This window comes from Muribacter muris, from assembly GCF_004569585.1.
GTDB classification, from domain to species: domain Bacteria; phylum Pseudomonadota; class Gammaproteobacteria; order Enterobacterales; family Pasteurellaceae; genus Muribacter; species Muribacter muris.
The window spans coordinates 98,583-121,877 of sequence record NZ_SPPA01000004.1 but is presented as its reverse complement, the minus strand read 5'-3'; the positions used below and the strand labels follow the sequence as shown (position 1 = coordinate 121,877).

At 45.9% G+C, this 23,295-nt stretch carries 18 protein-coding genes; 8 read left to right on the top strand and 10 right to left on the bottom strand.

Translation table 11 applies throughout. The features are described 5' to 3' along the window. Positions 1-38: 38 nt before the first annotated feature. The 3 genes from polA to E4T80_RS02905 form a co-directional block, all read right to left on the bottom strand. Positions 39-2,888 carry a DNA polymerase I gene (polA, locus tag E4T80_RS02915; RefSeq protein ID WP_135054791.1) on the bottom strand — a complete coding sequence of 950 codons (2,850 nt, stop codon included), beginning with the start codon at positions 2,886-2,888 and terminating at the stop codon, positions 39-41. Between the two features lie 375 nt (positions 2,889-3,263). Then, complete coding sequence (locus tag E4T80_RS02910) at positions 3,264-6,437, bottom strand: efflux RND transporter permease subunit (RefSeq protein ID WP_135054789.1); 3,174 nt, start codon at positions 6,435-6,437, stop codon at positions 3,264-3,266. Beyond that, positions 6,437-7,552, bottom strand: coding sequence for an efflux RND transporter periplasmic adaptor subunit (locus E4T80_RS02905; protein ID WP_135054787.1), 1,116 nt, complete (start codon positions 7,550-7,552; stop codon positions 6,437-6,439). Before E4T80_RS02905 ends, E4T80_RS02910 begins: the two co-directional genes overlap by 1 nt. Positions 7,553-7,699: 147 nt before the next feature. Between E4T80_RS02905 and E4T80_RS02900 the strand changes: the two genes are divergently transcribed. Continuing rightward, positions 7,700-8,158: a MarR family winged helix-turn-helix transcriptional regulator gene (locus E4T80_RS02900; protein WP_135054785.1), complete on the top strand. Its 459-nt coding sequence runs from the start codon at positions 7,700-7,702 to the stop codon at positions 8,156-8,158. Between the two features lie 435 nt (positions 8,159-8,593). On the opposite strand, the gene tgt is transcribed toward E4T80_RS02900, so the two are convergent. Beyond that, positions 8,594-9,742: a tRNA guanosine(34) transglycosylase Tgt gene (tgt, locus tag E4T80_RS02895; RefSeq protein ID WP_135054783.1), complete on the bottom strand. Its 1,149-nt coding sequence runs from the start codon at positions 9,740-9,742 to the stop codon at positions 8,594-8,596. A gap of 194 nt (positions 9,743-9,936) precedes the next feature. Between tgt and cmoA the strand changes: the two genes are divergently transcribed. The 3 genes from cmoA to E4T80_RS02880 all read left to right on the top strand — a co-directional run bounded on the left by cmoA (position 9,937) and on the right by E4T80_RS02880 (position 12,854). Then, complete coding sequence (gene cmoA, locus E4T80_RS02890; RefSeq protein WP_135054781.1) at positions 9,937-10,659, top strand: carboxy-S-adenosyl-L-methionine synthase CmoA; 723 nt, start codon at positions 9,937-9,939, stop codon at positions 10,657-10,659. Between the two features lie 256 nt (positions 10,660-10,915). Beyond that, a complete protein-coding gene (locus tag E4T80_RS02885) occupies positions 10,916-11,140 on the top strand; it encodes a YejL family protein (protein ID WP_135054779.1) in 225 nt (74 codons plus the stop codon). Position 11,141: 1 nt separating this feature from the next. Beyond that, on the top strand, positions 11,142-12,854 hold the full coding sequence (locus E4T80_RS02880) for a DUF3413 domain-containing protein (RefSeq protein WP_135054777.1): 1,713 nt from the start codon (positions 11,142-11,144) through the stop codon (positions 12,852-12,854). Positions 12,855-13,023: 169 nt separating this feature from the next. Here the strand turns inward: E4T80_RS02880 and E4T80_RS02875 are convergent, their stop codons facing one another. From E4T80_RS02875 to pheS, 4 genes are read right to left on the bottom strand one after another with little or no spacing between them, the layout of a single operon-like run. Then, entirely contained in the window at positions 13,024-13,548 is a 525-nt protein-coding gene (locus E4T80_RS02875; protein WP_135054775.1) for an NlpC/P60 family protein, read from the bottom strand. A 55-nt stretch (positions 13,549-13,603) separates the two neighbouring features. Beyond that, positions 13,604-13,900: an integration host factor subunit alpha gene (locus E4T80_RS02870; RefSeq protein WP_047976885.1), complete on the bottom strand. Its 297-nt coding sequence runs from the start codon at positions 13,898-13,900 to the stop codon at positions 13,604-13,606. A 15-nt stretch (positions 13,901-13,915) separates the two neighbouring features. After that, positions 13,916-16,303, bottom strand: coding sequence for a phenylalanine--tRNA ligase subunit beta (gene pheT, locus E4T80_RS02865; RefSeq protein ID WP_135054773.1), 2,388 nt, complete (start codon positions 16,301-16,303; stop codon positions 13,916-13,918). Between the two features lie 15 nt (positions 16,304-16,318). Next, the gene (gene pheS, locus E4T80_RS02860; protein WP_135054771.1) at positions 16,319-17,302 is read right to left on the bottom strand and encodes a phenylalanine--tRNA ligase subunit alpha; all 984 of its coding nucleotides are present in this window, start codon (positions 17,300-17,302) and stop codon (positions 16,319-16,321) included. Between the two features lie 313 nt (positions 17,303-17,615). Between pheS and E4T80_RS02855 the strand changes: the two genes are divergently transcribed. From E4T80_RS02855 to E4T80_RS02845, 3 genes are read left to right on the top strand one after another with little or no spacing between them, the layout of a single operon-like run. Next, the gene (locus tag E4T80_RS02855; protein ID WP_135054769.1) at positions 17,616-18,296 is read left to right on the top strand and encodes a TIGR00153 family protein; all 681 of its coding nucleotides are present in this window, start codon (positions 17,616-17,618) and stop codon (positions 18,294-18,296) included. 14 nt (positions 18,297-18,310) lie between these two features. After that, positions 18,311-19,570 (top strand): inorganic phosphate transporter, encoded by a 1,260-nt coding sequence (locus E4T80_RS02850; RefSeq protein ID WP_135054767.1) that lies wholly within the window; start codon positions 18,311-18,313, stop codon positions 19,568-19,570. A gap of 59 nt (positions 19,571-19,629) precedes the next feature. After that, a complete protein-coding gene (locus E4T80_RS02845; protein ID WP_135054765.1) occupies positions 19,630-20,238 on the top strand; it encodes a TIGR04211 family SH3 domain-containing protein in 609 nt (202 codons plus the stop codon). 69 nt (positions 20,239-20,307) lie between these two features. Here E4T80_RS02845 and pdxT read toward each other — a convergent pair whose 3' ends face one another. Both pdxT and pdxS read right to left on the bottom strand, forming a co-directional pair. After that, positions 20,308-20,889 carry a pyridoxal 5'-phosphate synthase glutaminase subunit PdxT gene (gene pdxT / locus E4T80_RS02840; protein WP_135054763.1) on the bottom strand — a complete coding sequence of 194 codons (582 nt, stop codon included), beginning with the start codon at positions 20,887-20,889 and terminating at the stop codon, positions 20,308-20,310. A gap of 1 nt (position 20,890) precedes the next feature. Continuing rightward, positions 20,891-21,781: a pyridoxal 5'-phosphate synthase lyase subunit PdxS gene (gene pdxS / locus E4T80_RS02835; RefSeq protein WP_135054761.1), complete on the bottom strand. Its 891-nt coding sequence runs from the start codon at positions 21,779-21,781 to the stop codon at positions 20,891-20,893. Between the two features lie 100 nt (positions 21,782-21,881). Between pdxS and pdxR the strand changes: the two genes are divergently transcribed. Then, the gene (pdxR, locus tag E4T80_RS02830) at positions 21,882-23,291 is read left to right on the top strand and encodes a MocR-like pyridoxine biosynthesis transcription factor PdxR (protein ID WP_135054759.1); all 1,410 of its coding nucleotides are present in this window, start codon (positions 21,882-21,884) and stop codon (positions 23,289-23,291) included. The last annotated feature ends 4 nt before the right edge of the window (positions 23,292-23,295 follow it).

Below are 23,295 nucleotides of genomic sequence, written 5' to 3'. Positions count from 1 at the left end.
AAGTCAATAGAAAACCGCCCGTTTAATTTACGCTACGTTTAATGCGCTTCGTCCCAGTTTGTGCCGATACCGACCTCAGCAATCAGTGGGACGGTCAGCGCTATTGCGCTCTCCATTTTCTGCTTAATCAGTGCCGAATAATGTTCAATACGTTCTGTTTTGACTTCAAATACCAGTTCATCGTGTACTTGCATAATCATTTGAATGTCATCGCAATCCCGAATTACTTTATCAATCGCAATCATTGCCACTTTGATAATATCTGCCGCTGTGCCTTGCATTGGTGCGTTAATCGCAACCCGTTCGGCTGCTTTGCGGCGAATTTGGTTGCTAGAACGAATATCCGGCAAGTATAAGCGGCGACCAAACAGGGTTTCCACATAGCCTTTTTCAGCCGCACTTTCCCGAATATTCAGCATAAATTGTTGCACTGACGGATAACGTTGGAAATAGCGATCCATATAATTTTGCGCTTCGTTACGACCGATATTAAGCTGATTTGCCAAGCCGAAAGCCGACATACCGTAAATCAGCCCGAAGTTGATCGCTTTGGCACTGCGGCGTTGCTCGCTGGTAACAGCATCTAACGCTACGCCAAAAATTTCGGCGGCAGTGGCTCGGTGAATATCCTTGCCCTGCGCAAAAGCGGCAATCATTGTTTCATCGTTTGCCAAATGTGCCATTATGCGTAGCTCGATTTGGGAATAGTCCGCCGCTAAAATTTGATAACCTTCGCGGGCAATAAAGGCTTGGCGGATACGTCTGCCTGCGTCATTGCGGATAGGAATATTCTGTAAATTCGGATCGCTGGAAGATAGCCGTCCGGTTGCCGTTACCGCTTGATGATAAGAGGTATGCACCCTGCCCGTATGGCGATTGATCATTTGCGGTAATTTATCCGTATAAGTAGATTTCAATTTGCTCAAGCCCCGATGTTCAATCAACAAGCGTGGTACACTATGCCCCATCGCCGCCAGTTCTTCCAGCACCTCTTCATTGGTTGAAGGTGCGCCTTTCGGGGTTTTCTTCAACACCGGTAAATTTAACTTTTGGAATAAAATATCTTGGAGCTGCTTGGTCGAGGCAAGGTTAAACACTTCCCCCGCCGCCTGATGCACCTGTTGTTCCAATTCTGCCAGACGCTGCTCAATTTCATTAGACTGTGCGTGCAATAAACTCGGATCAATCAACACCCCATTCCGTTCTACCCTTGAAAGCACCGACACAAGCGGCATTTCCACTTGCTCGAAAAGCTGTTGCAGGGTTGACTCATTGGCTAGCTCGGCGGATAACACCTGATGCAATTTCATTGTAATATCCGCATCTTCGGCGGCGTATTCGGTCGCTTTGTCCAACGCAATATAATCGAACGTTTTTTGATGTTTCCCTTTTCCCGCCAGTTCTTCAAACGGGATTGTTTGATGCCCTAAATAACGATCGGCAAGCTCGTCCATATTATGCCGCCCCGTGCTGTTGAGCGTGTAGGATTCCAGCATTGTATCAAACGCCACGCCTTGTAATTCAATACCATTTCGGGCAAAAATGGTTAAATCGTACTTGATATTCTGCCCGATTTTTCTGATCTGCGGGTTTTCTAAGATCGGTTTGAGGCGAGTTAAACAATCGGCTTTATCAAGTTGTTGCGGTAACAGTACCGCTTGCGACTCAAGCTCGTCAAACAGATCATTCTGCTCGCCCGCCGCCCCTTTATGGGCAAGCGGAATATAGCAGGCTTCGCCGTTTTCAAGGGCAACGGAGATACCGACCAAATCGGCAGACATTGTATCAAGGCTATTGGTTTCGGTATCTACTGCGATTAAATCCGCCTGCTGTAATTTCGTCAGCCATTGTTGGAACAATGCTTCACTGTTTACACATTGGTAAGCGGTGCGATCAATGCTTATTTTTGCAATCGGTTTTGCAAGATTTTGCTCGGCACTGACCGCTTGCGTAGCAGCATAGCGGTTAGGAATGGCTTCCGGTGCGGTTTGGGTAACCGGATTAGCGTCATTCATTACTTCATTCAACCAGCGTTTAAATTCATAACGCCCGAACAACTCCACCAGCTGATCCCGCTGCTGCGGCTGGGTCAATAGCTGATCGTGGCTGACCGCCAGCGCAATATCGGTTTTAATCGTCGCAAGACGATACGAGAGATCCGCCATTTCCTTATCGGCTGCCAGTTTCGGCGCAAAGGTTTTCGCCCCACGAAAGCTCAAAGTCGCCACTTTGTCCAAATTCGCATAGATTTCCTGCATTGAACCGATGCCTTGGAGCAACGCCAGTGCGGTTTTTTCGCCCACGCCTTTCACCCCCGGAATATTATCCGAGCTGTCGCCCAATAAAGCGAGATAATCAATGATCAACTCCGGCGGAATACCGTATTTTTCAACCACGCCATCACGGTCAAGCAGCGTATTGTTCATTGTGTTAATCAGCATAATGTGATCGTTCACCAGTTGCGCCATATCTTTATCGCCGGTGCTGATCAACACATTTTTGCCTGCCTGTGCCGCCTGTACAGCGAGAGTGCCGATAACATCATCGGCTTCCACGCCCTCAACGGAAATCAGCGGAATGCCGAGCGCTTTAATCATTGCGTGTAACGGCTGGATTTGTGCGCGTAATTCGTCCGGCATCGGCGGGCGATGAGATTTATAGGCATCATAAAGCTCGTCCCGAAAGGTTTTGCCTTTGGCATCAAACACCACGGCAATATGGCTCGGCTCGACCTGCGCAATCAGGCTTTTCAACATATTCAACACGCCATACATCGCACCGGTCGGTTCGCCCTGCTTATTCGTCAAAGGCGGAAAGGCGTGAAACGCACGGTAAAGGTAGGACGAGCCGTCCACTAAAACAAGGGGGTTAGCTGCAATGGTTGCCATTTGAATTCTCTCGGTTGAACAAAAAAGAAAGCATTATAACGGAAAGTGGCAGGGCTGATAAATAGTTGCAAATATTTGACGATCGGCGACCGCTTGCACGCAAATTTATTCAACTAAACAGAACTATCCTAGATAATGACTAAATTTTTCATAAAGTGAAATCATTCGCTAATTATCCTGATATACAAAATCTTTTAGCAAACAGGGGCAAAAATAATGAGGGATTATCTAAAAAATCAATTCGAAAGTTTAAAAGCTCATATACAACGGTTAAAAGAAATTAATGAACGGTATAAACCGCAATAATAAAAGATATTAAGTTTGGATATACTGTTTGAAATCTAAATTTCAAACAGTATTTTTCTTTTAGAAAAATTATCCATCTCCTCCTAACATTCTATCCTCTGCTGTTACAGAGCTCAATCTTGCCAACTTTGGCGTAATCCACATTTTTAGATCATCTATTAGGGAATAAACCACAGGCACGAACACTAAGCTCAATAAGGTTGAAGCGGTTAAGCCGCAAATAACAGCGATTGCCATCGGTGCTCTAAATGCCGCACCTGCACCGCCGGCAAACACTGCCGGGATCATTCCGGCTACCATTGCAATGGTGGTCATTAAAATAGGGCGGACACGTTCCGAGCCTGATTGAATAAGGGCTTGATGGCGTGCCATTCCTTGTTGGCGTTTTTCAATCACGAAATCCACCAGCAAAATAGAGTTTTTGGTTACAATCCCCATTAACATCAAAATCCCGATGACAGACGACATATCCAACGCTGCACCGTAGGCGAGCAAGCCAATAGCCGCACCGCCGATAGACAGCGGAAGTGCGGTCAAAATGGTAAGGGGTTGCAAGAAGTCCTTGAACAATAGCACCAGCACTAACAACACCATTACCACACCAGCCGCCATTGCAAAGCCGAATTGGCTGAACATTTCATCCATCATTTCCGCATCGCCCGATGACGGCACTCGCACGCCATCAGGCAGGTTTTGCATTATCGGCAGTTCGTTGATTTGCGATAATGCGCTACCAATAGTTTGCCCTAAGGCTAAATCCGCTTCCACTGCAATACGACGTTCACGGTCGAAACGTTCTAAACTTGCCGAACCTGCCCCAAATTGAATATCGGCAACGGTATTCAATGGTATCGTGCCACCATTGCTGCTTGCCACACGCAACTGGCGAATGACTTCGGGCTGGTTACGCTCGTTTTCTGCCAGCGTAACCCGAATAGGAATTTGGCGGTCGGGTAAATTAAAGCGTGCGGCATTGCCGTCTGTGCTGCCCAACGTTGCAATTTGTAGCAGATTTCCGACCGCTTGTGGACTGACGCCTGCTTTTGCCGCTTCGTCCGCACGCAATTTGACTTGCACTTCGATTTTCATCAGCGGTGCGTTAATTTGTACATTTTCAACACTGGATAAACTTTGCATTTGCTGTTTCAGCCCATTTGCCGTCTGCTGAAGTTTGACAGGGTCATTGCCCGTCAGCAAAATCGACACATCTCTTGCTGCCATTTCGTTGCGAAAGGTAATCCGCACATCCGCAAATTGTTTCAACGCCTCTCGTAATTTGTCTTCAAATTCCTTTTGCGAAATCGACCGCACTTGGTGGGGCTTCAGGCGAATAAGTACTTCCCCTTTATTGATTTCGCCGGAACCTGCGGTGGTAAACACCAACGCCACTTCGTCATATTGGCGAATAGTGCGGTCAATTTTTTGCAAGATCTCATCGGTTTGTTCCAGCGTACTGCTTGGCGGCAGCGTAACATCTAACCGGCTCATTCCCGTATCGCCTTTCGGCACAAAGCCTGTAGGCAGCTGTGGCAAAATCATAGCCGATGCCACTAAAAATACGCCGCCGAGTAATAATGTGGTTTTGCGAAAATGCAAGGCTTTTGCTAACAGTGTTAAGTAGCCTTGTTTCAGCTTGCTTGAAGACGTTGCCGCAGGCGTTTTAGCGGCAGTCTGTTGCAACAAATAGGCAGCCAACAAAGGCGTTGCCAAGCGAGCCACCAGCAAGGAACTCAACACTGCCGCCGCCACCGTAACCCCAAACTGCCCGAAATACTGCCCGGTCATACCCTCAATAAAACTAACGGGCAAAAACACCGCCACAATACTTGCCGTAATCGCCGCCACCGTAACCCCAAACTGCCCGAAATACTGCCCGGTCATACCCTCAATAAAACTAACGGGCAAAAACACCGCCACAATACTTGCCGTAATCGCCACCACCGCCAAACCAATGGCATCAGACGCATCTAAGGCTGCCTGAAACGGTCGTTTACCTTGATGAATGTGTGTTTCGATATTTTCAATCTCAACAATGGCATCGTCCACCAAAATCCCAATCACCAACGTAATGGCTAACAGCGAAATACTATTGAGCGTATAGCCGAGCAGTTTCATTATCCAAAAGGCGGGCAAAATCGAGAGCGGTAAGGCAATCGCCGCCACCAAAGTCGCACGCCAATTTCGCAGAAACAACCACACCACCAACACCGTCAATGCTGCTCCTTCCAACAGCGTAGAAATCGCCACATCGTAGTTCTCTTTTGTGATATTCACCGAATTATGCACTTCTGTGATCTGAATATCGGGATAATTGGTTGCCAACCTTTGTAACGCTTGCCAAACGCCTTTTTCCACCACCGTATCGCTTGATCCTTTGGAACGAAATACCTGAAAGCCCAACACTTCACGCCCATTCAAACGCGTACGGCTGCGAACATCGGCGTGGCTGTCGCTAATGGTCGCCAACTCCACCAATTTGACTTTACGATAATCACTTAACGCAATGGGTAAATTTGCCAAATCAGCCAAACTTGGCTGACTGCCCACCACACGAATGGATTGCTCTTGGTCAAACCATTGCACACGCCCGGCAGGCACATTAGCATTGGTCTGTGCCAGCTGCTGACTAACCTGCTCGGCGGTAATGCCCAACACATTGAGTTTTGCCGATTGCAACGCCACACGCACTTCACGTTTCTCACCGCCAAGCCGTTTCACTTGTTGCACCCCATTGACCGCCAACAACTCACGACTCACCGCATCTTCAATAAACCAAGACAGCTCCGTTTGGTTCATATTCGGCGACTGCACTGCATAATAGCCCAACGCACCGCCTTCCATATCCATTCGCTCGACCACAGGGTTATCAATGTTTTGCGGTAAATTACTACGAATTTGCGTAATAGCATTTCGCACATCATTCACCGCTCGATCTGTGTCCGTTTCCAAACGAAATTCCACCGCCGTAACCGATGAACCTTCGGTAATGGTCGAAGTAATATGCCGCACCCCAGCCATTCCCGCTACCGCATCTTCCACACGACGTGTAACGGTATTTTCCAATTCATCAGCCGATGCCCCCGTTTGTGTTACAGTGATATTTACCATTGGAAAACGCATATCGGGATCGGCATTGATCGGTAACTCCTGAAACGCCTTAATCCCCAACACCGTTAAAAGCAAAAATAGTACAATAATGGGAATGGGATTCCGAATTGCCCAAGATGAAATTTTGAAGTTCATTATTTCACTCCTTGTTCCGTTACGGGCTCAACCCGCTCCCCTTCGTTAATCAACGCCCCAGCCTTTTGTACTACTTGTTCGCCAACTTTCAAGCCTGATAGGATTTCGGCTGTGCCTTGATTGACTTCGCCAAGGCTAATCGGGCGACGTTCTATTTGTTTATTGTGATTGACCAGCATCACAAAGGCGGTTCCATCAGCGTTAAAATTGACCGCACTTAAAGGCAAGGTAGCTTGGGCTTGCATTTCGGGCAGTTTGATTAAGGCTGTGGCTGGTGTGCCGAGCGTGAGTTGAGCTGGGGTTTGCAGCTGAATACGCGCTTTGCCTGTACGACTTGTTTGGTCGATTTGGGAAGAAAGCAAGCGAATTTGACCGCTTGTCGTTTGGTCAAGCACTTGAACTTCTGCCGGTAAGCCCGTTTTAAGCAAAGACAACTCTTTTGCACTGGCTTCAACAGTGGCTTCCAATTCACCATTTCGTGCAAGATGAAACAAGGCATTGCTGTCCGTTAAATTGCCCACTTCGGCACTGCGTTGCGTGATAACGCCGTCTGCCGGAGCAAGCACCTCGGCTTTTTTGCGTTGATGACGGCTGTCGTCAAGCTGTGCCTGCACTTGAGCAATTTCCGCATTCGCCGCCTGAACCGCCGCACGAGCCACACGGGTTTTCGCCTGTTGTTGCTCCAGCTCCTGACGGCTTATGGCATCACTTTTCATCAAGGTTTGATAACGTTTTAACGTAGCCTCCGATTCGGTTAAAGCAGATTGCTGTGAAGCCAAATTTGCTTTAGCTCGTTGCAAATTCGCATCATTTTGACGCAACTGCGCTTGCACATTGCTTGCTTCCAAAGTAGCTAAAATCTGCCCTTTTTTAACTACCTCACCCACTTCCGCATTGACCGTTTGAATTTGTAAACCAACTAATGGGGTTCTCACGGAAATATCCTCTTTAGCCGTAATTGAACCTGAAAGACGTAATGTCTGCGTTAATGCGGCAGGTTGCACCTGAACTACATTCACTTTCATTAACACCGTTTCGGTTTGTTCACTGTTTTGCTCTTGGCAAGCGGTTAGAAACAAGATGGGTAAGACAGATAATAAAATCAATTTCTTCATTTTAAAGTCTTAAAAGTTGCTAAATGTGTGGCATTATTAGTTATTTTTAAGACCAAATCAAGTAAAATTTAAGACTATTTTAAACTTGAGTTTTTTATTTATGCTGTTAAACTAGGCACAATTTTGATTATTTTTAGGACTAATTAAATGAGTAATTTTGAAAAACTAGGCAAACAAATCAGTGAAGTAGATGCCACAATGGACGCTTGGATTGCTAAATTAGGCTTGGGCTATAACCATTTTGCGGTGTTGTATTCGTTGGCAGCAGCGGAAAATGGGCAGTGTACGCAAAAGCAGATTTGCGATGAATGGCTGTTGCCGAAACAGACGGTGTTTAACGTCTGCAAGGAATATAAGGAAAAAGGCTGGATTGAGTTTAGCGAAAGTTTGGTAGATAAACGGGAAAAAATTATGCGTTTAACCAAAACCGGCAAGGCACAGGCAGAACCTATATGGACGCTAACCAACCAACTCAGCGAAAAAACCTTTGCTATTTTTGGTCAGAAAAAAACTGAACTATTGTTCGAACTAATGATAGAATTTTGTACAATATGTCGCCAGCAAATTGACTTAGCAGATGTAGAAAAAGAATCAGCAAAAGCTTAAAGCACATTGCCAAATAATATAGAAACAGCGACTTTCGGTTATACGGATTTCTACACAAGCCGTATATGCCGGATTAAGAGAATTTCATCATTTTCGTATCAATCACCACATTCATTTGCAGGAAAATCACCGCCATATCAACGGAATTAAGAATTTTGCCCCCAGTAAAATGTCATTTACACCAGTTAACGGCATTCCTAAAGCTCATTTTGAATCTGTAGTTGAAGACGTGAGAATGGTGTTTTAAGCACAATATTTAAAACCATCTTAAAATAACTAGCTAAAGAGAGCTTAATCCAGTTATCAAGACACTCTAAACAAAAATCCCCCTGAAATGCACAACCAATAGGTTGAGTTATCATTACAGAGGGATAAGCACTTAGCACTTTTCGGTGATCGAACATCACTTATCGTTGCCGGCTGCCTAATCGTCAATTAGTCAGACTGGGCTAATTGCAACGGCGGCACGTCCTTGCCGATACGTTGATAAAATTCAACCACAAAATCATCAAAGCGATCGTCTTCAATCGCTTGGCGGATTTCTGCCATTAAACGTTGGTAGTAGCGTAAATTGTGAATAGTATTGAGCCGTGCGCCTAAAATTTCATTACATTTATCCAAATGATACAAATAGGCTTTGGTGTAGTTTTTGCAAGTATAGCAATCACATTCTGCGTCTAACGGGGTCGTATCATTGCGGTATTTGGCGTTGCGGATTTTCACCACGCCGTTGGTAACGAATAAATGACCGTTTCGTGCATTGCGGGTCGGCATTACGCAATCAAACATATCAATGCCGCGGCGAACCCCTTCGATCAAATCTTCCGGTTTACCGACCCCCATCAAATAACGGGGCTTATCCGCCGGAATTTGCGGGCAAACATACTCTAAAATACGGTGCATATCCTCTTTCGGCTCACCGACCGCCAAGCCGCCTACCGCATAGCCGTCGAAGCCGATCTCCACTAATCCCTCAACGGAAATTTTACGCAGTTCTTCATAAACGCCCCCTTGGATAATCCCAAATAACGCGTTTGGGTTTTCCAATTCATCAAAACGATCACGGCTGCGTTTTGCCCAACGCAACGACATCTCCATTGATTGTTTGGCATAATCAAACGTGGCAGGATAAGGCGTACACTCATCAAAAATCATCACAATATCCGAGCCGAGATCGTATTGGATCTCCATTGATTTTTCAGGGGAAAGGAAAATTTTCTCACCGCTAATCGGATTTTGAAAATGCACACCTTCCTCTTTAATTTTGCGTAATTTACCGAGACTGAATACTTGGAAACCGCCGGAATCGGTTAAAATCGGTCCGTGCCACTGCATAAAATCGTGTAAATCGCCGTGCTGACGCATCACTTCCTGCCCCGGACGCAACCATAAATGGAACGTATTACCCAGAATAATTTGTGCCCCCGTAGCCTGCACTTCTTCAGGAGTCATTCCTTTGACCGTACCATAAGTACCAACCGGCATAAACGCCGGCGTTTCCACGTGAAATTCACCTTTCGGGCGACTAAAAGTCAAACGCCCACGGCGTGCATTACCGCTGGTTTTTTTTAATTCGTATTTCATAAAGCCTCAAATGAACAGTCTGAGAAAATGACAACAAGCGGGAGATTAATCAACATTTTTTGCAAAATGAATCATAAAAACCACTTGTCGTTTAAAAAGCTATTCTACCCCAAGTTCGACAAAAAATCCCTGCTCTCAAACAACCTGCATCAATTTCAAGTATAATAAGCCATTTTTATCCAATAAGATTGAAAATGAAAGATACTCTTTTTTCCGCACCGATTGAGAAACTCGGTGATTTCACTTTTGACGAGTCCGTGGCGGAAGTGTTCCCCGATATGATTCAACGCTCCGTGCCGGGCTATTCCAATATTATTACTGCTATCGGTATGCTGGCAGCTCGCTTTGTTACCCCTAACTCAAATGTCTATGACCTCGGTTGCTCACGGGGGGCAGGGATTTTGTCAATTCGTCGGAATGTTGATAAAACCGGTGTGCAGATTATCGGCGTAGATAATTCTCAACCAATGGTTGAGCGTTGCCGCCGTCATTTAGAGGCGTTTCACTCCGCTATTCCGGTCAATATTTTATGCGAGGATATTCGGAATGTTCAGATCCAAAATGCGTCAATGGTCGTGCTAAATTTTACCTTGCAATTTTTACCGCCCGATGACCGCCTCGCATTATTAGAACGTATTTATAACGGCTTGAACCCGAACGGTGTGTTGGTTTTATCGGAAAAATTTCGCTTTGATGATAGTCATATCAACGAGTTGTTAATCGATTTACATCACACTTTTAAACGTGCCAACGGTTACAGTGAGCTAGAAGTCAGTCAAAAACGTACTGCGTTGGAGAATGTGATGCGTACCGATACCATTGAAATCCACAAAACACGGTTAGCCCAAGTTGGTTTTTCCCATACCGAGCTTTGGTTCCAATGCTTTAATTTCGGTTCAATGATAGCAATCAAATAGCGGATGGTCGCCTAACAAGCGGTCGGTTCGCTGGCTATTTTTGCAAATAGTCGGCATTCTCTCCCGTTGTAAAATGTGAACCGGTATTCAGAGCAATGCTGTTCCGCCAAATGAATACCGACTTATGCCCTATATTAAGGGTAAAAGCGCCATTTGGTGATTTGCGATATTTTCGTGAAAATTTTCATAAAACGCCCCGCTTGTTAGTGGTTTTTATGCTACTATTCACCTCATTTAAATCCGAGAAAAGATAACTATGGCAACCCAATCCAAATACCAAGATAAACAACTTGATGCGTTACTAAACGACTTAATCGTTACCCTTGAAAAGCACAAAACACCGGTGGATTTATCGTTAATGGCGCTGGGCAATATGGTGAGCAATATTTTAATCACCAATATTGCCAACCCAACGCAACGTCAAAAATTGGCGGAAACCTTTAATCACGCACTACTTAACGCAATCCAATCGAGTAAATAAAATGGCTTTATCCCTGCGCCACTTGTTGCCTGACAATTCCCGCCAATACCGAGAGGAAGTTTCCCGCCGCATTAGCTGGGGGCATTGGTTTGCGTTGTTTAACATCGTGGTGGCGTTGTTGATAGCCTCCCGCTATGCGTTCAATGCCGATTGGCCGAATACACTCTTCGGCAAACTCTATTTTTTTATCAGCCTGTTCGGGCATTTCAGCTTTGTTATTTTTGCTTTCTATTTACTGCTGCTTTTCCCGCTCAGTTTCCTGATTAAGCACAACCGTACTTTCAGAGGGATTTCGGTGATTGTCGCCACCCTTGGTATGACCGGCTTATTACTGGATACGGAAGTGTTTAAACGCTTTTATTTGCACCTTTCACCCTTAGTGTGGGATCTGTTAGTGAATCCTGATGAAGCGGAACTCAGCCGCCAATGGCAATTACTGTTCGTGCCGATGCCGTTAATTTTACTGGCAGAAATGCTCTATTCCCGCTGGTGTTGGCAAAAACTGCGTAGTTTCAATCGGCAGAAATGGGGGAAATATGTTGCCCTTGTCTTTTTGAGCTGCTTTACCGCCACCCATTTGCTCTATGCGTGGGCGGATTTTGCTTTCTACCGCCCGATTACTGCTCAAAAAGCCAATTATCCGCTTTCCTACCCGATGACCGCCCGCTCTTTCTTAGAAAAACACCACTTAATCGATCGAGCCAATCTTGAACAACAGCTTGAAACCACAGGGCGACTTGATACGTTCTATCTCAATTACCCGAAAAAACCGCTACAATATGGTGAAAACCCGCATAAAATCAATTTTTTATTCATCAATCTGTCGGGGCTGACGAATGCTGCGGCAGACACTCTTCCTGCCTTTGCCCGTATTGCCGAGCAGTCCCGCCGCTTTACGCAACATTACAGTGGGGCGGATTCCGCAAGTGGTGGGATCGTCAGCTTATTTTACAGTTTAAGCGGACGCTACACCGATGCCATTCTCAATGAACGCACACCCGCTGTCTTTATTTCAAGTCTGCAAAAATGGCAATATCAATTCGGATTATTCTCCCACAACGGCTTTGCCGAGCCGATTTACTCACGAGCCTTATTTGCGGATTTCCCACTGCCGTCCGCTCACAATAATCAAGAGGCAGTTGGACAATGGCAACAGTGGCTGGCAACAGACGCTACCCGAAGCCCTTTTTTCAGCTATGTGGAACTCTCTGCGACCGAAAATGCCGCACAACTGAACCAACAACTTGAGCAAATATGGGCTGCTTTAACCCGCCAAAATTTGCTAAATAAAACGTTGGTGATCCTAACCGCCGATATTGGCGACAACCAAACAAACGCTAACAGTTTTGCCACACAACGTACCCAAGTACCGATGCTGATTTATTGGCAGGGGCAGCAAAGCCGCTATCTGCCGTTATCCAGCCATTTGGATATTGCCCCAACCCTGCTGGCGCAATTTTTGGCGCTACGTTCACCGCTTAGCGATTATGCACAAGGTATTGATTTGAGCGAACCAAACCAACGCCGTTGGCTACTGGCATCAAACTATAAACGCAATGTGGCAATTCTGCCGGGCGGCGAACAATTCCATATCGATCGCAAAGGCGATTTTGAACATTACAACGAGGACGGCGAGAAACAAGCCCACAGCCGCCCGCCGCTGGCACTCTTCTTACAACTCATTCAACAAAGTAACCAATTTATCCAGAAATAAAAAAAGCCCCTAGTCTTAGGGGCTACTCGGAAAGCAAATTTATGAAATCGGTTGTTGAACACAACACTTTTATTTGTTGAGGCTAGATTACGTCAAGTTATTCAGCTTTTCAAACAGATTTTAAAGAATCGTGAATTTTTTTGTTAATTTTGTGATCTATCTCGCATTTTTATAAACGCCGTGCCTGCCAGAACGTTTTTGACCAATAAGGTGAGTGAATATCGGAATAGATTACCCCGCCCTTAGTTGATGCGTGTAGAAATTGTCCGTTTTTAACATACACCCCAACGTGTTTGCCGTTAGGACCTCGCCCTGTTTTAAAGAAGACCAAATCGCCGGTTTGTAACTCGGCTTTCGCCACTTTTCTGCCCGCTTGGGCCTGCTCGGTAGTGGTACGCGGTAACGCAATACCAAACAGATCCCGAAAGGTAATTTGCATAAAACCGGAGCAATCGACCCCCTTGCGAGACGTGCCGCCAAGACGGTAGCGTGTACCTTTCCATTCACGTTGGTGTTCGCTTAGGCTGCTAATTGCCATAATCGGATCGTGCAAACTACCGGTGCGTTTCCCATAAATTTTCGATACTTGAGTCGGTTTTGCCTTTTCCGCCGGTGGCGTGCCGCTACAAGCGGTCAGAAATACGCTCGTTATTGCAATCAGCCCAACCGCTGTGCTTTTCTTCCAAATTCGCATTATTATTCTATCCTCTAAAAAAGACATTCTGCTTTTGGCAGAATGTCTTTATCATTTAGGCTTTTACCATCTCATTTTCAACACGTTCACGCAATTTTTGCCCCGGCTTAAACGAGACGACACGGCGTGCAGAAATTGCCACATCTTCGCCCGTTTTCGGATTTCGACCGGGACGGGCTTTTTTCTCCCGAACCGTAAAATTACCGAAGCCGGAGAGTTTCACTTCTTCGCCTTTTTCCAGCGATGCGCGAATTTCCTCAAAAAATTGCTCAACAAATTGTTTGGCAACACGTTTATCTAATCCGCATTTTTCAATGAGATTTTCTGCAATTTCAATTTTGGTAAGTGCCATAATGTTTCCTTAAATCTAATCTCTTAGATAAGCATTAAAACGTTGTGCAAGTGCCTCTAATACCGCTTGAATCACTGCGTTGATTTCCTCTTCCGCCAAGGTTTTTTCCGTATCTTGAACCGTGAGGCTAAGGGCTAAACTTTTCTTGCCTACCGATAAATTTTCCCCTTGATACACATCGAACAGATTCACCGCCACGAGTTTTTCACCGCCGGCTTGACGACAGAGTTCGACAATCTCCCCTGCCGGCACGTTATTATCCACAACAATCGCAATATCCCGTTTATTTGACGGGAAGCGGGAAATCTCTTTCGCATTCGGGATAGTCCGTTCTGCAATAGCCGATGCTAACAATTCAAAGGCGATCGGCTTGCCGGATAATCCCAATTTTTGCACTACTTTCGGGTGAATTGTGCCGATAAAACCGATTTCCTGCCCATCAAGCATAATCGCCGCAGATTGTCCCGGGTGCAATGCCGGAAACGATTTTGCCACAAAACGTAGCGTTTTGCCGATTTTAGTCAGGGATAAGACCCGTTCCAAATCGCCTTTTAAATCAAAGAAATTGACATTTTCCGCTTTATATTCCCAGTGTGTCGGGCGTTTATCGCCGACAATCACCGCCCCTAATACCGTTTCTTGACGGATACCGTTTTCGGCATTGGCATCGGGTATAAAACGCAAGCCGGTTTCAAAAATTCGCACTCGGCTTTGTTGGCGGTTTTGGTTGTAAGCAACCGTTTCCAACAACCCGGTTAATAGGGACACTCGCATTGCCGACATTTCGCTTGAAATCGGATTTGGCAGTATTAACGCCTCCTGCGTTGGGTGCAAGAGCGTCTGCACTTTCGGATCAACAAAACTGTATGTGATGACTTCTTGGTAATCGCTATCCACCAATGCGGTTTTGACCCGCTGCATCTCCAACATTTTTTCCGGCACACCTTTCATCTGTAAATGAGCGAGCGGCGCATTATTCGGAATGCTGTTGTAGCCGTAGATACGGGCAACTTCTTCAATCAGATCTTCTTCGATCTCAATATCAAACCGCCAACTCGGCGATTGTACCGTCCAAACGTCATTTTCAAAGCCGGCTTGGAAACCTAAACGGTCAAAAATAGTCGTAACCGTTTCCGTTGGAATAGAATGCCCAAGCAAGCTATCCAATTTTTCACGGCGTAGTGTAACCGTTTTTGATGTTGGTAAATGTGCCGGGCTGACCGCTTCGACAATCTCACCTGCTTCGCCGCCACAGATTTCCAATAAGAGAGCGGTAGCACGCTCCATTGCATTGCGGGCTAATTCAGGATCAACCCCTCGCTCGAAGCGGTGGGACGCATCGGTGTGCAAGCCATACTGCCGTGCCCGTCCGGTAATCGCAAGTGGGGAAAAGAAAGCGGCTTCCAAAATCACATCTTGGGTAGTTTCGCTCACGCCGCTCGCTTGTCCGCCGAAGATCCCCGCCATTGCAAGCGGGCCGTTTTGGTCGGCAATCAGCAATGTATTCGGTTGTAATGTTGCGGTCGAGCCGTCCAGTAACACTAATTTTTCATTCTCTTTCGCCAGACGAACCTGCACCGGCTGTGCCACTTTCGCCATATCAAAAGCGTGCATCGGCTGACCTAATTCCAACAAGCTGAGATTGGTAATATCGACCACCGGATCGATAGAGCGAATACCGCAACGGCGGAGTTTTTCCTGCAACCAAAGCGGGGATGGCACTTTCACGTTTACCCCTTTAACCACTCGCAATAAATAGCGTGGGCAGGCTTCCGGTGCGACCAGTTCAATCGCCACTTTGTCGGCAATGGTCGGTTCGACTTTTGCAATTTTTGGCGGATTAACGACCGCTTGATTTGCCACGCCAACCTCACGGGCGATACCGGCAATACTCAAGCAATCGGCACGGTTCGGCGTTAAACTGATTTCAATAGTGTTATCGTTAAGTTGTAGATAATCACGCAAATCTGCACCAATCGGCGCATCGGACGGCAGTTCGATAATGCCGTTATGATCGTCTTTAATGCCTAATTCCGAAAAGGAACAGAGCATTCCTTCTGACGGCTGACCACGCAATTTGGTTTTCTTAATTTTAAAATCGCCCGGCAATACCGCTCCTTCAACCGCACACGCCACTTTTAAGCCTTGACGACAATTCGGCGCACCGCAAACAATATCCAACAGACGCTCGCCGCCCACATTCACTTTGGTAACGCGCAATTTATCAGCATCAGGGTGTGGCGCACATTCGACCACTTCACCGACAACCACACCGCTAAATTCACCGGCAACCGGCTCAACACCATCAACTTCCAGCCCTAACATTGTAATTTGGTCGCATAGCTGCGCCGTTGAAATCGCAGGGTTCACCCATTCACGCAACCAAGATTCACTGAATTTCATTATTTATTCCTCAATTTATTTAAACTGCTTTAAGAAACGTAAGTCATTTTCAAAGAAAGCACGCAAATCGGTAACGTTATAGCGTAGCATCGTCAAACGCTCCACCCCCATTCCGACCGCAAAACCGGAATACTCGTTCGGATCAATTCCCACTTGACGTAACACATTCGGGTGAACCATTCCGCAGCCTAACACTTCAAGCCATTTGCCGTTTTTGCCCATTACGTCCACTTCCGCCGAGGGTTCGGTAAACGGGAAATAAGACGGGCGGAAACGCACCTGTAAATCTTCCTCAAAAAAGGCACGGAGGAAATCGTGTAACAGCCCCTTTAACTCGGTAAAGTTGGCTTTTTTATCTACATATAAAAGTTCGATTTGGTGGAACATCGGGGTGTGAGTTTGGTCGTAATCGTTACGATAAACCCGTCCCGGTGCGATAATCCGCATCGGCGGTTGCACTTTTTCCATTGTACGAATTTGCACGCCGGAGGTTTGCGTCCGCAGTAACCGTTTGGCATCAAACCAGAAAGTATCGTGATCCGCACGTGCCGGGTGATGATCCGGAATATTCAACGCATCAAAGTTGTAGTAATCCGTTTCAATTTCCGGCCCGTTTTCAACACTAAAGCCTAATTCACTGAAAAACTTAACGACACGCTCAATTGTGATTGAAACCGGGTGCAAGCCACCCAAATCAGTCGCCCGCCCCTGCAAGCTCACATCAATGCTTTCATTGGCTAATTTGGCATTTAATTCCGCCTCTTCTAATGCTACTTTCTTCGCATTCAGCGCCTCTTGTGCCGCTTGTTTGGCTTCATTGATTTTTGCGCCAACCGCAGGGCGCTCGTCCGCCGGCACATCCCGTAACCCTTGCATTAACAAGGTAAATTGACCTTTTTTACCGAAATATTCAACGCGTAGCGCTTCAAGCGCAGCGACATCACTCGCTGCCTCAACCGCTGAAATCGCTTGTGCAACAATACTTTCTAGGTTTTGCATACCTACCCTCTAAATTTGCAATATCAAAAAACGCCTACCAAATAGGCAAAACGGCTGAAATAATAATATTTCTACAACACATTGTAAATTTAAAACACGCAAATTTTTAAATTAAATGTTTGATTTTTAATGGGACAATCGCCAATCTCCCTTAAAGGCGTTCGGCATCACCCTAAAACCGATTGCAATAATTTTGTCATATCTGACCGCTTGTCGATAATTATTCCGTGATCTCAACCAAAACATACGGTAAAATTTGATCCGTTTTGCCGTTTGGCAGACCAACTATATTAATTTTACTGGAGATCTATCTATGGCAATGAATAATATCTTAGGATTATTCGCTCAATCGCCACTTAAACCGCTACAAAAGCACGCCAAGAAAGTGACTGAATGTTGTGGATTATTAGTGCCTTTTTTTGAGGCAACCTTTGAAAATGACTGGACGAAAGCGGAAGAAATCCGCCGTCAAATTATTGATTTAGAACACCGTGCCGATACGTTAAAGCGGGAAATCCGCTTAAAATCACCGCGCGGTTTATTTATGCCGGTTGAACGTACCGACTTACTGGAATTGGTTACACAACTGGATAAACTCGCCAATTATGCCAAAGATATTTCCGGTCGCATTATCGGTCGCCAATTAGTTATCCCGCAAAACGTACAACCTGCTTTTGAACGCTTTTTAACTCGTAGCCTTGATGCCGCCGTTCACGTCGGCAAAGTAATTGACGAAATGGATCACCTACTTGAAACCGGCTTCCGCGGACGTGAGCTTAACTTCGTCAATAAAATGATTTTAGAATTAGATATTATTGAAGACGATACGGATCAGCTTCAAATCGTACTACGCAAAGCGATCTTATCCATTGAGAACGAGCACAGCCCGATTGATATTATGGTGATTTATAAAATTGTGGAATGGATCGGCGTCTTGGCAGATCAAGCACAACGTATCGGTTCCCGTATTGAGTTAATGTTGGCTCGTTCCTAAGAGGTTGTGAAATTATGGAATTGATTCATAACTACGGTTTTATGTTGGTAATGATTACCGCAATTTTCGGCTTTATTATGGCATTCGGGATCGGCGCAAACGATGTTGCCAATGCAATGGGTACATCGGTCGGCTCCGGTGTTATCAGTGTCAAAAGCGCCATTTATATTGCATTAGTGTTTGAATTTATGGGGGCATATCTCGCCGGTGGAGAAGTGGCGGAAACCATCAAAAGCGGCATTATTGCTTCCGAAGCCTTTGCCGGCAAACCGGACGTGCTGATTTTAGGTATGATGGCTTCGCTCTTTTCCGCAGGCACTTGGCTGTTAGTTGCCTCTAAAATGGGCTGGCCGGTGTCCACCACTCACTCTATTATCGGCGCAATCGTTGGCTTTGCCTGCATTACGGTCGGAATGGAAGCGGTACAATGGTCTGAATTTGGCGGTATTGTCGGCAGTTGGTTTATCACGCCGCCGATTGCCGGTTTTGTTGCCTATATCATCTTTATTTCTACTCAAAAACTGATTTTCGATACGGAAAAACCGTTAGAAAATGCCCGCAAATACGCCCCTTATTATACCGCCTTAACCGTCTTTATCATCTGCGTAGTTACCCTAGATAAAGGATTAAAACACGTTGGCTTAAATTTATCCGGTAAAGAAACAGCATTGTTGGGCTTAATTGTCGCAATTATTTCCGCCATCATCTGTATTTTCTATTTACGCAGCAAATCCTTTCTCTCCCGCTTGGGTGACGGTTTTGAAGGTGTCGAAAAAGTATTCACCATTTTAATGATCATCACTGCCTGTGCGATGGCATTCGCCCACGGTTCAAATGATGTTGCTAACGCTATCGGACCGGTAGCAGGCGTGGTATCGATTGTCGATCACGGCGGTATTATTGAAGGCAAAACCATTATGGCACCTTGGATTCTGCCGATGGGGGCGATCGGTATTGCCCTTGGGCTAGCAATTATGGGGCATAAGGTAATGGGGACTATCGGAACGGGGATTACTGATCTCACACCAAGCCGTGGGTTTGCTGCACAATTTGCCTGTGCGATTACGGTCGTATTAGCATCCGGTACCGGTTTACCGATTTCCACCACCCAAACCCTCGTTGGTGCAGTGTTAGGGGTCGGTTTTGCCCGCGGGATCGCCGCTCTCAACCTTGGTGTTATCCGCAATATCGTTGCCTCTTGGGTTATCACCCTACCGGCAGGCGCAATTCTCTCGATTGCGATTTATTATATTCTTAACGCCATTTTCTGTTAATTAACCTCACAGAGAAGTGCATTGCACTTCTCTTTCTTGCTTTATAAGGATTTTATGTAATGCAAAAACGAATCTCGGCGCTGCTCGCCTCTTTACTAATAAGTTTCTCTCTCTCTGCCTTTGCGCAAACTCAATATGTAACCGAAAACTTAAATACCTACTTACGCAAAGGACCGGGCGATCAATTTAAAATTTCAGGCACGATCCAAGCAGGTGAAAAAGTGACCTTACTCGACCGTAAAGATCGCTATGCCCTCATTCGAGACAGCAAAAACCGAGAAGCGTGGATTTTAAACAGCGAACTCACGGCAACCCCAAGCTCAAAAGAATTAACCCCACAGCTTAAACAACAAGTTCAAGAATTAACCTTAAAGCTCAACAATATTGATAAAGACTGGCAGCAACGCACCGCAGAAATGCAACGCCGTACTCAACAAGCCGCCCAACAAAGCAATGAATTGCTGGAACAAAATGCCCAACTGAAGCGGGAACTGGATATTCTAAAAAATAAAAACCGTGATTTAGAAGCGCTACAAAATGCCGAATCCCGTGAAATAATGATCCAATATTTCATCTACGGCGGCTCTGTACTCGGTGTCGGCTTACTTCTTGGCTTATTCGTTCCGTTTCTTCTCCCTCGCCGAAAACGCAATAACGGTTGGGCGTAATGACGCTTAGTACATAGAAGATAGCTTTTATCGAAAATAAAAAAACGTGCCTTCGGCACGTTTTATCGTTTACAGCATATCTAAAAATATCTTCAGAATATCAAGATTTGGAGTGAGTTCAGGGTGAAAGGCACAAGCAAGTAGATTATCCTGTTTGGCTAATACGGTGTGTCCGTTAAATTCCGCTAAACTTTCGACCTTGTTACGATCAAAATCAATAATATGAGGGGCTCGGATAAACACCGCCGGAAAAGGTTGCGATAGCCCTTTGACAGTGAGATCCGTTTGAAAGCTATCAACTTGCCGTCCAAATGCGTTGCGTTGCACTTGGATATCCATCAAGCCGAGATGGACGGTCGGGTCATCAGCAAGCTGTTTGGCTAGCAAAATCATTCCGGCACAAGTGCCAAACAGCCCCTTTCCTTCCTCCGCAAAGGCACGAATGGCATCAAATAAACCGTTTTTTCGCATTAGCTTACCGATGGCGGTACTTTCGCCACCGGGCAGAATTAAGCCGTGGCAAACGGTCAGATCTTGCGGATTTTTTACCGTTACCGCTGTTGCGCCTAGCTGTTCGATCTGTCGGCAATGTTCGCTAACTGCCCCTTGCAAAGCCAGTACGCCGACGGTGAGATGTGCGTAATCTGCCATTTTACCAGCCCCGATCCTGCATTCTCTCGTTGGCGGAGAGGCGGGAAATTTCAATGCCTTTCATTGCTTCGCCCAGCTCTTCGGATAAGCGGGCAATTAAATCGTAATCTTGATAGTGAGTGGTCGCCTCAACAATCGCACGGGCGAATTTTTCCGGATTTTCCGATTTAAAAATGCCCGAACCGACAAATACGCCGTCTGCGCCCAACTCCATCATTAAAGCGGCATCTGCCGGTGTGGCAACACCGCCGGCGGCAAAATTAACCACCGGTAATTTGCCTAAGGTTTTGATTTGTAACAGTAATTCAAAGGGTGCGCCTAAATTTTTCGCCTCAGTCATCAATTCATCTTGGCTCATTGCGACAACCTTCCGCACCTGTGCATTCACTTTGCGTAGATGACGAACCGCCTCCACAATATTTCCCGTACCCGGCTCGCCCTTGGTACGCAGCATTGATGCGCCTTCGCCAATGCGGCGTAGTGCCTCGCCTAAATCACGGCAACCACATACAAACGGGACGGTAAAATCACTTTTCAGCAGATGAAATTCTTCATCGGCTGGCGTCAGCACTTCACTTTCGTCAATATAGTCCACCCCCATTGCCTCTAATACACGGGCTTCGGTAATGTGTCCGATACGGGCTTTTGCCATCACCGGAATAGACACCGCCGCCATTACCTCTTTGACAATTTTCGGGTTTGCCATTCTTGCCACGCCACCAGCGGCACGAATATCGGACGGCACACGCTCCAGTGCCATTACCGCAACTGCGCCGGCTGCCTCGGCAATGCGGGCTTGTTCCGCATTCACAACGTCCATAATGACGCCGCCCTTTTGCATTTGCGCCATACCCCGTTTAACTAAATCCGAACCGATTGTTGTGTTGCTCATTGTATGCTCCTGTTCAACTAAATAAAAAACGGTTCGTATTTTGTCGCCAATCAGGTATGATTAAAAGTGTCAATTTTTGATAAATAAATGAGGTCAGTTTATGCAAAAACTCGCATATCATTTAGATAAATCCGCCCCATTGCCTCTCTATGAGCAACTTTATCAACAGATTAAAACCGCTATTCATCGGCAGGAGTTACAACTCGGCGATCGGCTGCCGTCTAAGCGTAAGCTCTGCCAATATTTACATATCAGCCAAAACACCGTTGAAAGTGCTTATGATCAGTTAATTGCCGAGGGCTATGTTGAATCGCACGCTCGGCGGGGCTTTTATGTCTGTTTTCAAGCGGAATTGGATTTTCCTCAAACAGCCGCCGTTTTGCAAAAAATGCCCGCCAACCCACCGCTTGTTCGCCCGCAATTTGATTTCAACCCGAATGCGATTGACACTGTTCATTTCCCGTTCCAACAATGGAAAAAGAGCGGGCAAGGGCTTTACCATTCCGCCAGCCAGCATTTGCTTCCGTTAGACGCTGCACAGGGCGATCTTGATTTACGCCAGCAGATAGCCGATTATCTTGCCGCTGCCCGTGGTATTCATTGTCAGGCAGCCCAAATTATTATTGGGGCGGGGGTGGAATATTGTATTCAACATTTGATTTTATTATTTAATCAGCTCTACCCCGACCGCCCTTTTTATTACGGAATGGAACATTACGGCTATCCGAAAGTAGAAAAAATCTTGCAGTTATATCAAAAGCCGATCATTAAATTACCGCTGAATGCACAATATCAGTTGGATTTGGATTTTTTATTTCTACAGCCCGTCAATATCGCCTATGTTACCCCTTCAAATGTCTATCCGTTCGGGCAAGTCATTCCGATTTCCCAACGCCAAGCCCTGCTAGAATGGGCGGAGGCACAGCCCTGTCGTTTTATTATTGAGGACGATTACGACAGCGAATTTCGCTATAAGGGTAAGCCGATTCCGGCATTAAAAAGTCTGGATAAGCAGCATAAAGTGATCTATTTAGGGTCTTTTTCTAAATTATTGATGCCGTCATTACGGCTAACGTTTATGATCCTGCCGCCCGCATTGCTTGATCTTTATCAACACTATTGCGCCTGTTTTCATTGCCCGGTTTCCCGCTTTGAACAATATCGGCTCGCCCGCTTTATTCAACACGGTTATTTTGAAAAGCATCTTCACCGAATGCGTAAAATCTACCGCAAAAAAATGGAATTACTTTGCCAATTATTAGCCCCTTATAAACATAAAATCAGCTATTATGGTGAGCATTCCGGCTTTAATTTGTTGATTGAACTCTTAACCGAAACCCGTTCAACCGAAACATTATTAGAGTTAGCCGCACGGCAAAAGATCAAACTTTACCCGATTGATTACCCACAGCGGCGGTTGTTCAGTTTAGGGTTTGGCAATTTATCGGAACAGCAAATCAGCGAGGGCTTAGCCGCTTTACTGGCTGCGTGGGAAATAAAAGCCCCTTAACGCA

What these genes read in the sequence shown, in the direction of transcription:
- E4T80_RS02880 (WP_135054777.1), top strand. Translation starts at nt 11,142, where the DNA reads ATGGCTTTATCCCTGCGCCACTTGTTGCCTGACAATTCCCGCCAATAC.
- E4T80_RS02905 (WP_135054787.1), bottom strand. Translation starts at nt 7,552, where the DNA reads ATGAAGAAATTGATTTTATTATCTGTCTTACCCATCTTGTTTCTAACC.
- cmoA (WP_135054781.1), top strand. Translation starts at nt 9,937, where the DNA reads ATGAAAGATACTCTTTTTTCCGCACCGATTGAGAAACTCGGTGATTTC.
- E4T80_RS02875 (WP_135054775.1), bottom strand. Translation starts at nt 13,548, where the DNA reads ATGCGAATTTGGAAGAAAAGCACAGCGGTTGGGCTGATTGCAATAACG.
- E4T80_RS02855 (WP_135054769.1), top strand. Translation starts at nt 17,616, where the DNA reads ATGGCAATGAATAATATCTTAGGATTATTCGCTCAATCGCCACTTAAA.
- pdxR (WP_135054759.1), top strand. Translation starts at nt 21,882, where the DNA reads ATGCAAAAACTCGCATATCATTTAGATAAATCCGCCCCATTGCCTCTC.
- E4T80_RS02845 (WP_135054765.1), top strand. Translation starts at nt 19,630, where the DNA reads ATGCAAAAACGAATCTCGGCGCTGCTCGCCTCTTTACTAATAAGTTTC.
- pheT (WP_135054773.1), bottom strand. Translation starts at nt 16,303, where the DNA reads ATGAAATTCAGTGAATCTTGGTTGCGTGAATGGGTGAACCCTGCGATT.
- polA (WP_135054791.1), bottom strand. Translation starts at nt 2,888, where the DNA reads ATGGCAACCATTGCAGCTAACCCCCTTGTTTTAGTGGACGGCTCGTCC.
- pdxT (WP_135054763.1), bottom strand. Translation starts at nt 20,889, where the DNA reads ATGGCAGATTACGCACATCTCACCGTCGGCGTACTGGCTTTGCAAGGG.
- E4T80_RS02885 (WP_135054779.1), top strand. Translation starts at nt 10,916, where the DNA reads ATGGCAACCCAATCCAAATACCAAGATAAACAACTTGATGCGTTACTA.
- E4T80_RS02900 (WP_135054785.1), top strand. Translation starts at nt 7,700, where the DNA reads ATGAGTAATTTTGAAAAACTAGGCAAACAAATCAGTGAAGTAGATGCC.
- tgt (WP_135054783.1), bottom strand. Translation starts at nt 9,742, where the DNA reads ATGAAATACGAATTAAAAAAAACCAGCGGTAATGCACGCCGTGGGCGT.
- E4T80_RS02870 (WP_047976885.1), bottom strand. Translation starts at nt 13,900, where the DNA reads ATGGCACTTACCAAAATTGAAATTGCAGAAAATCTCATTGAAAAATGC.
- E4T80_RS02910 (WP_135054789.1), bottom strand. Translation starts at nt 6,437, where the DNA reads ATGAACTTCAAAATTTCATCTTGGGCAATTCGGAATCCCATTCCCATT.
- pheS (WP_135054771.1), bottom strand. Translation starts at nt 17,302, where the DNA reads ATGCAAAACCTAGAAAGTATTGTTGCACAAGCGATTTCAGCGGTTGAG.
- pdxS (WP_135054761.1), bottom strand. Translation starts at nt 21,781, where the DNA reads ATGAGCAACACAACAATCGGTTCGGATTTAGTTAAACGGGGTATGGCG.
- E4T80_RS02850 (WP_135054767.1), top strand. Translation starts at nt 18,311, where the DNA reads ATGGAATTGATTCATAACTACGGTTTTATGTTGGTAATGATTACCGCA.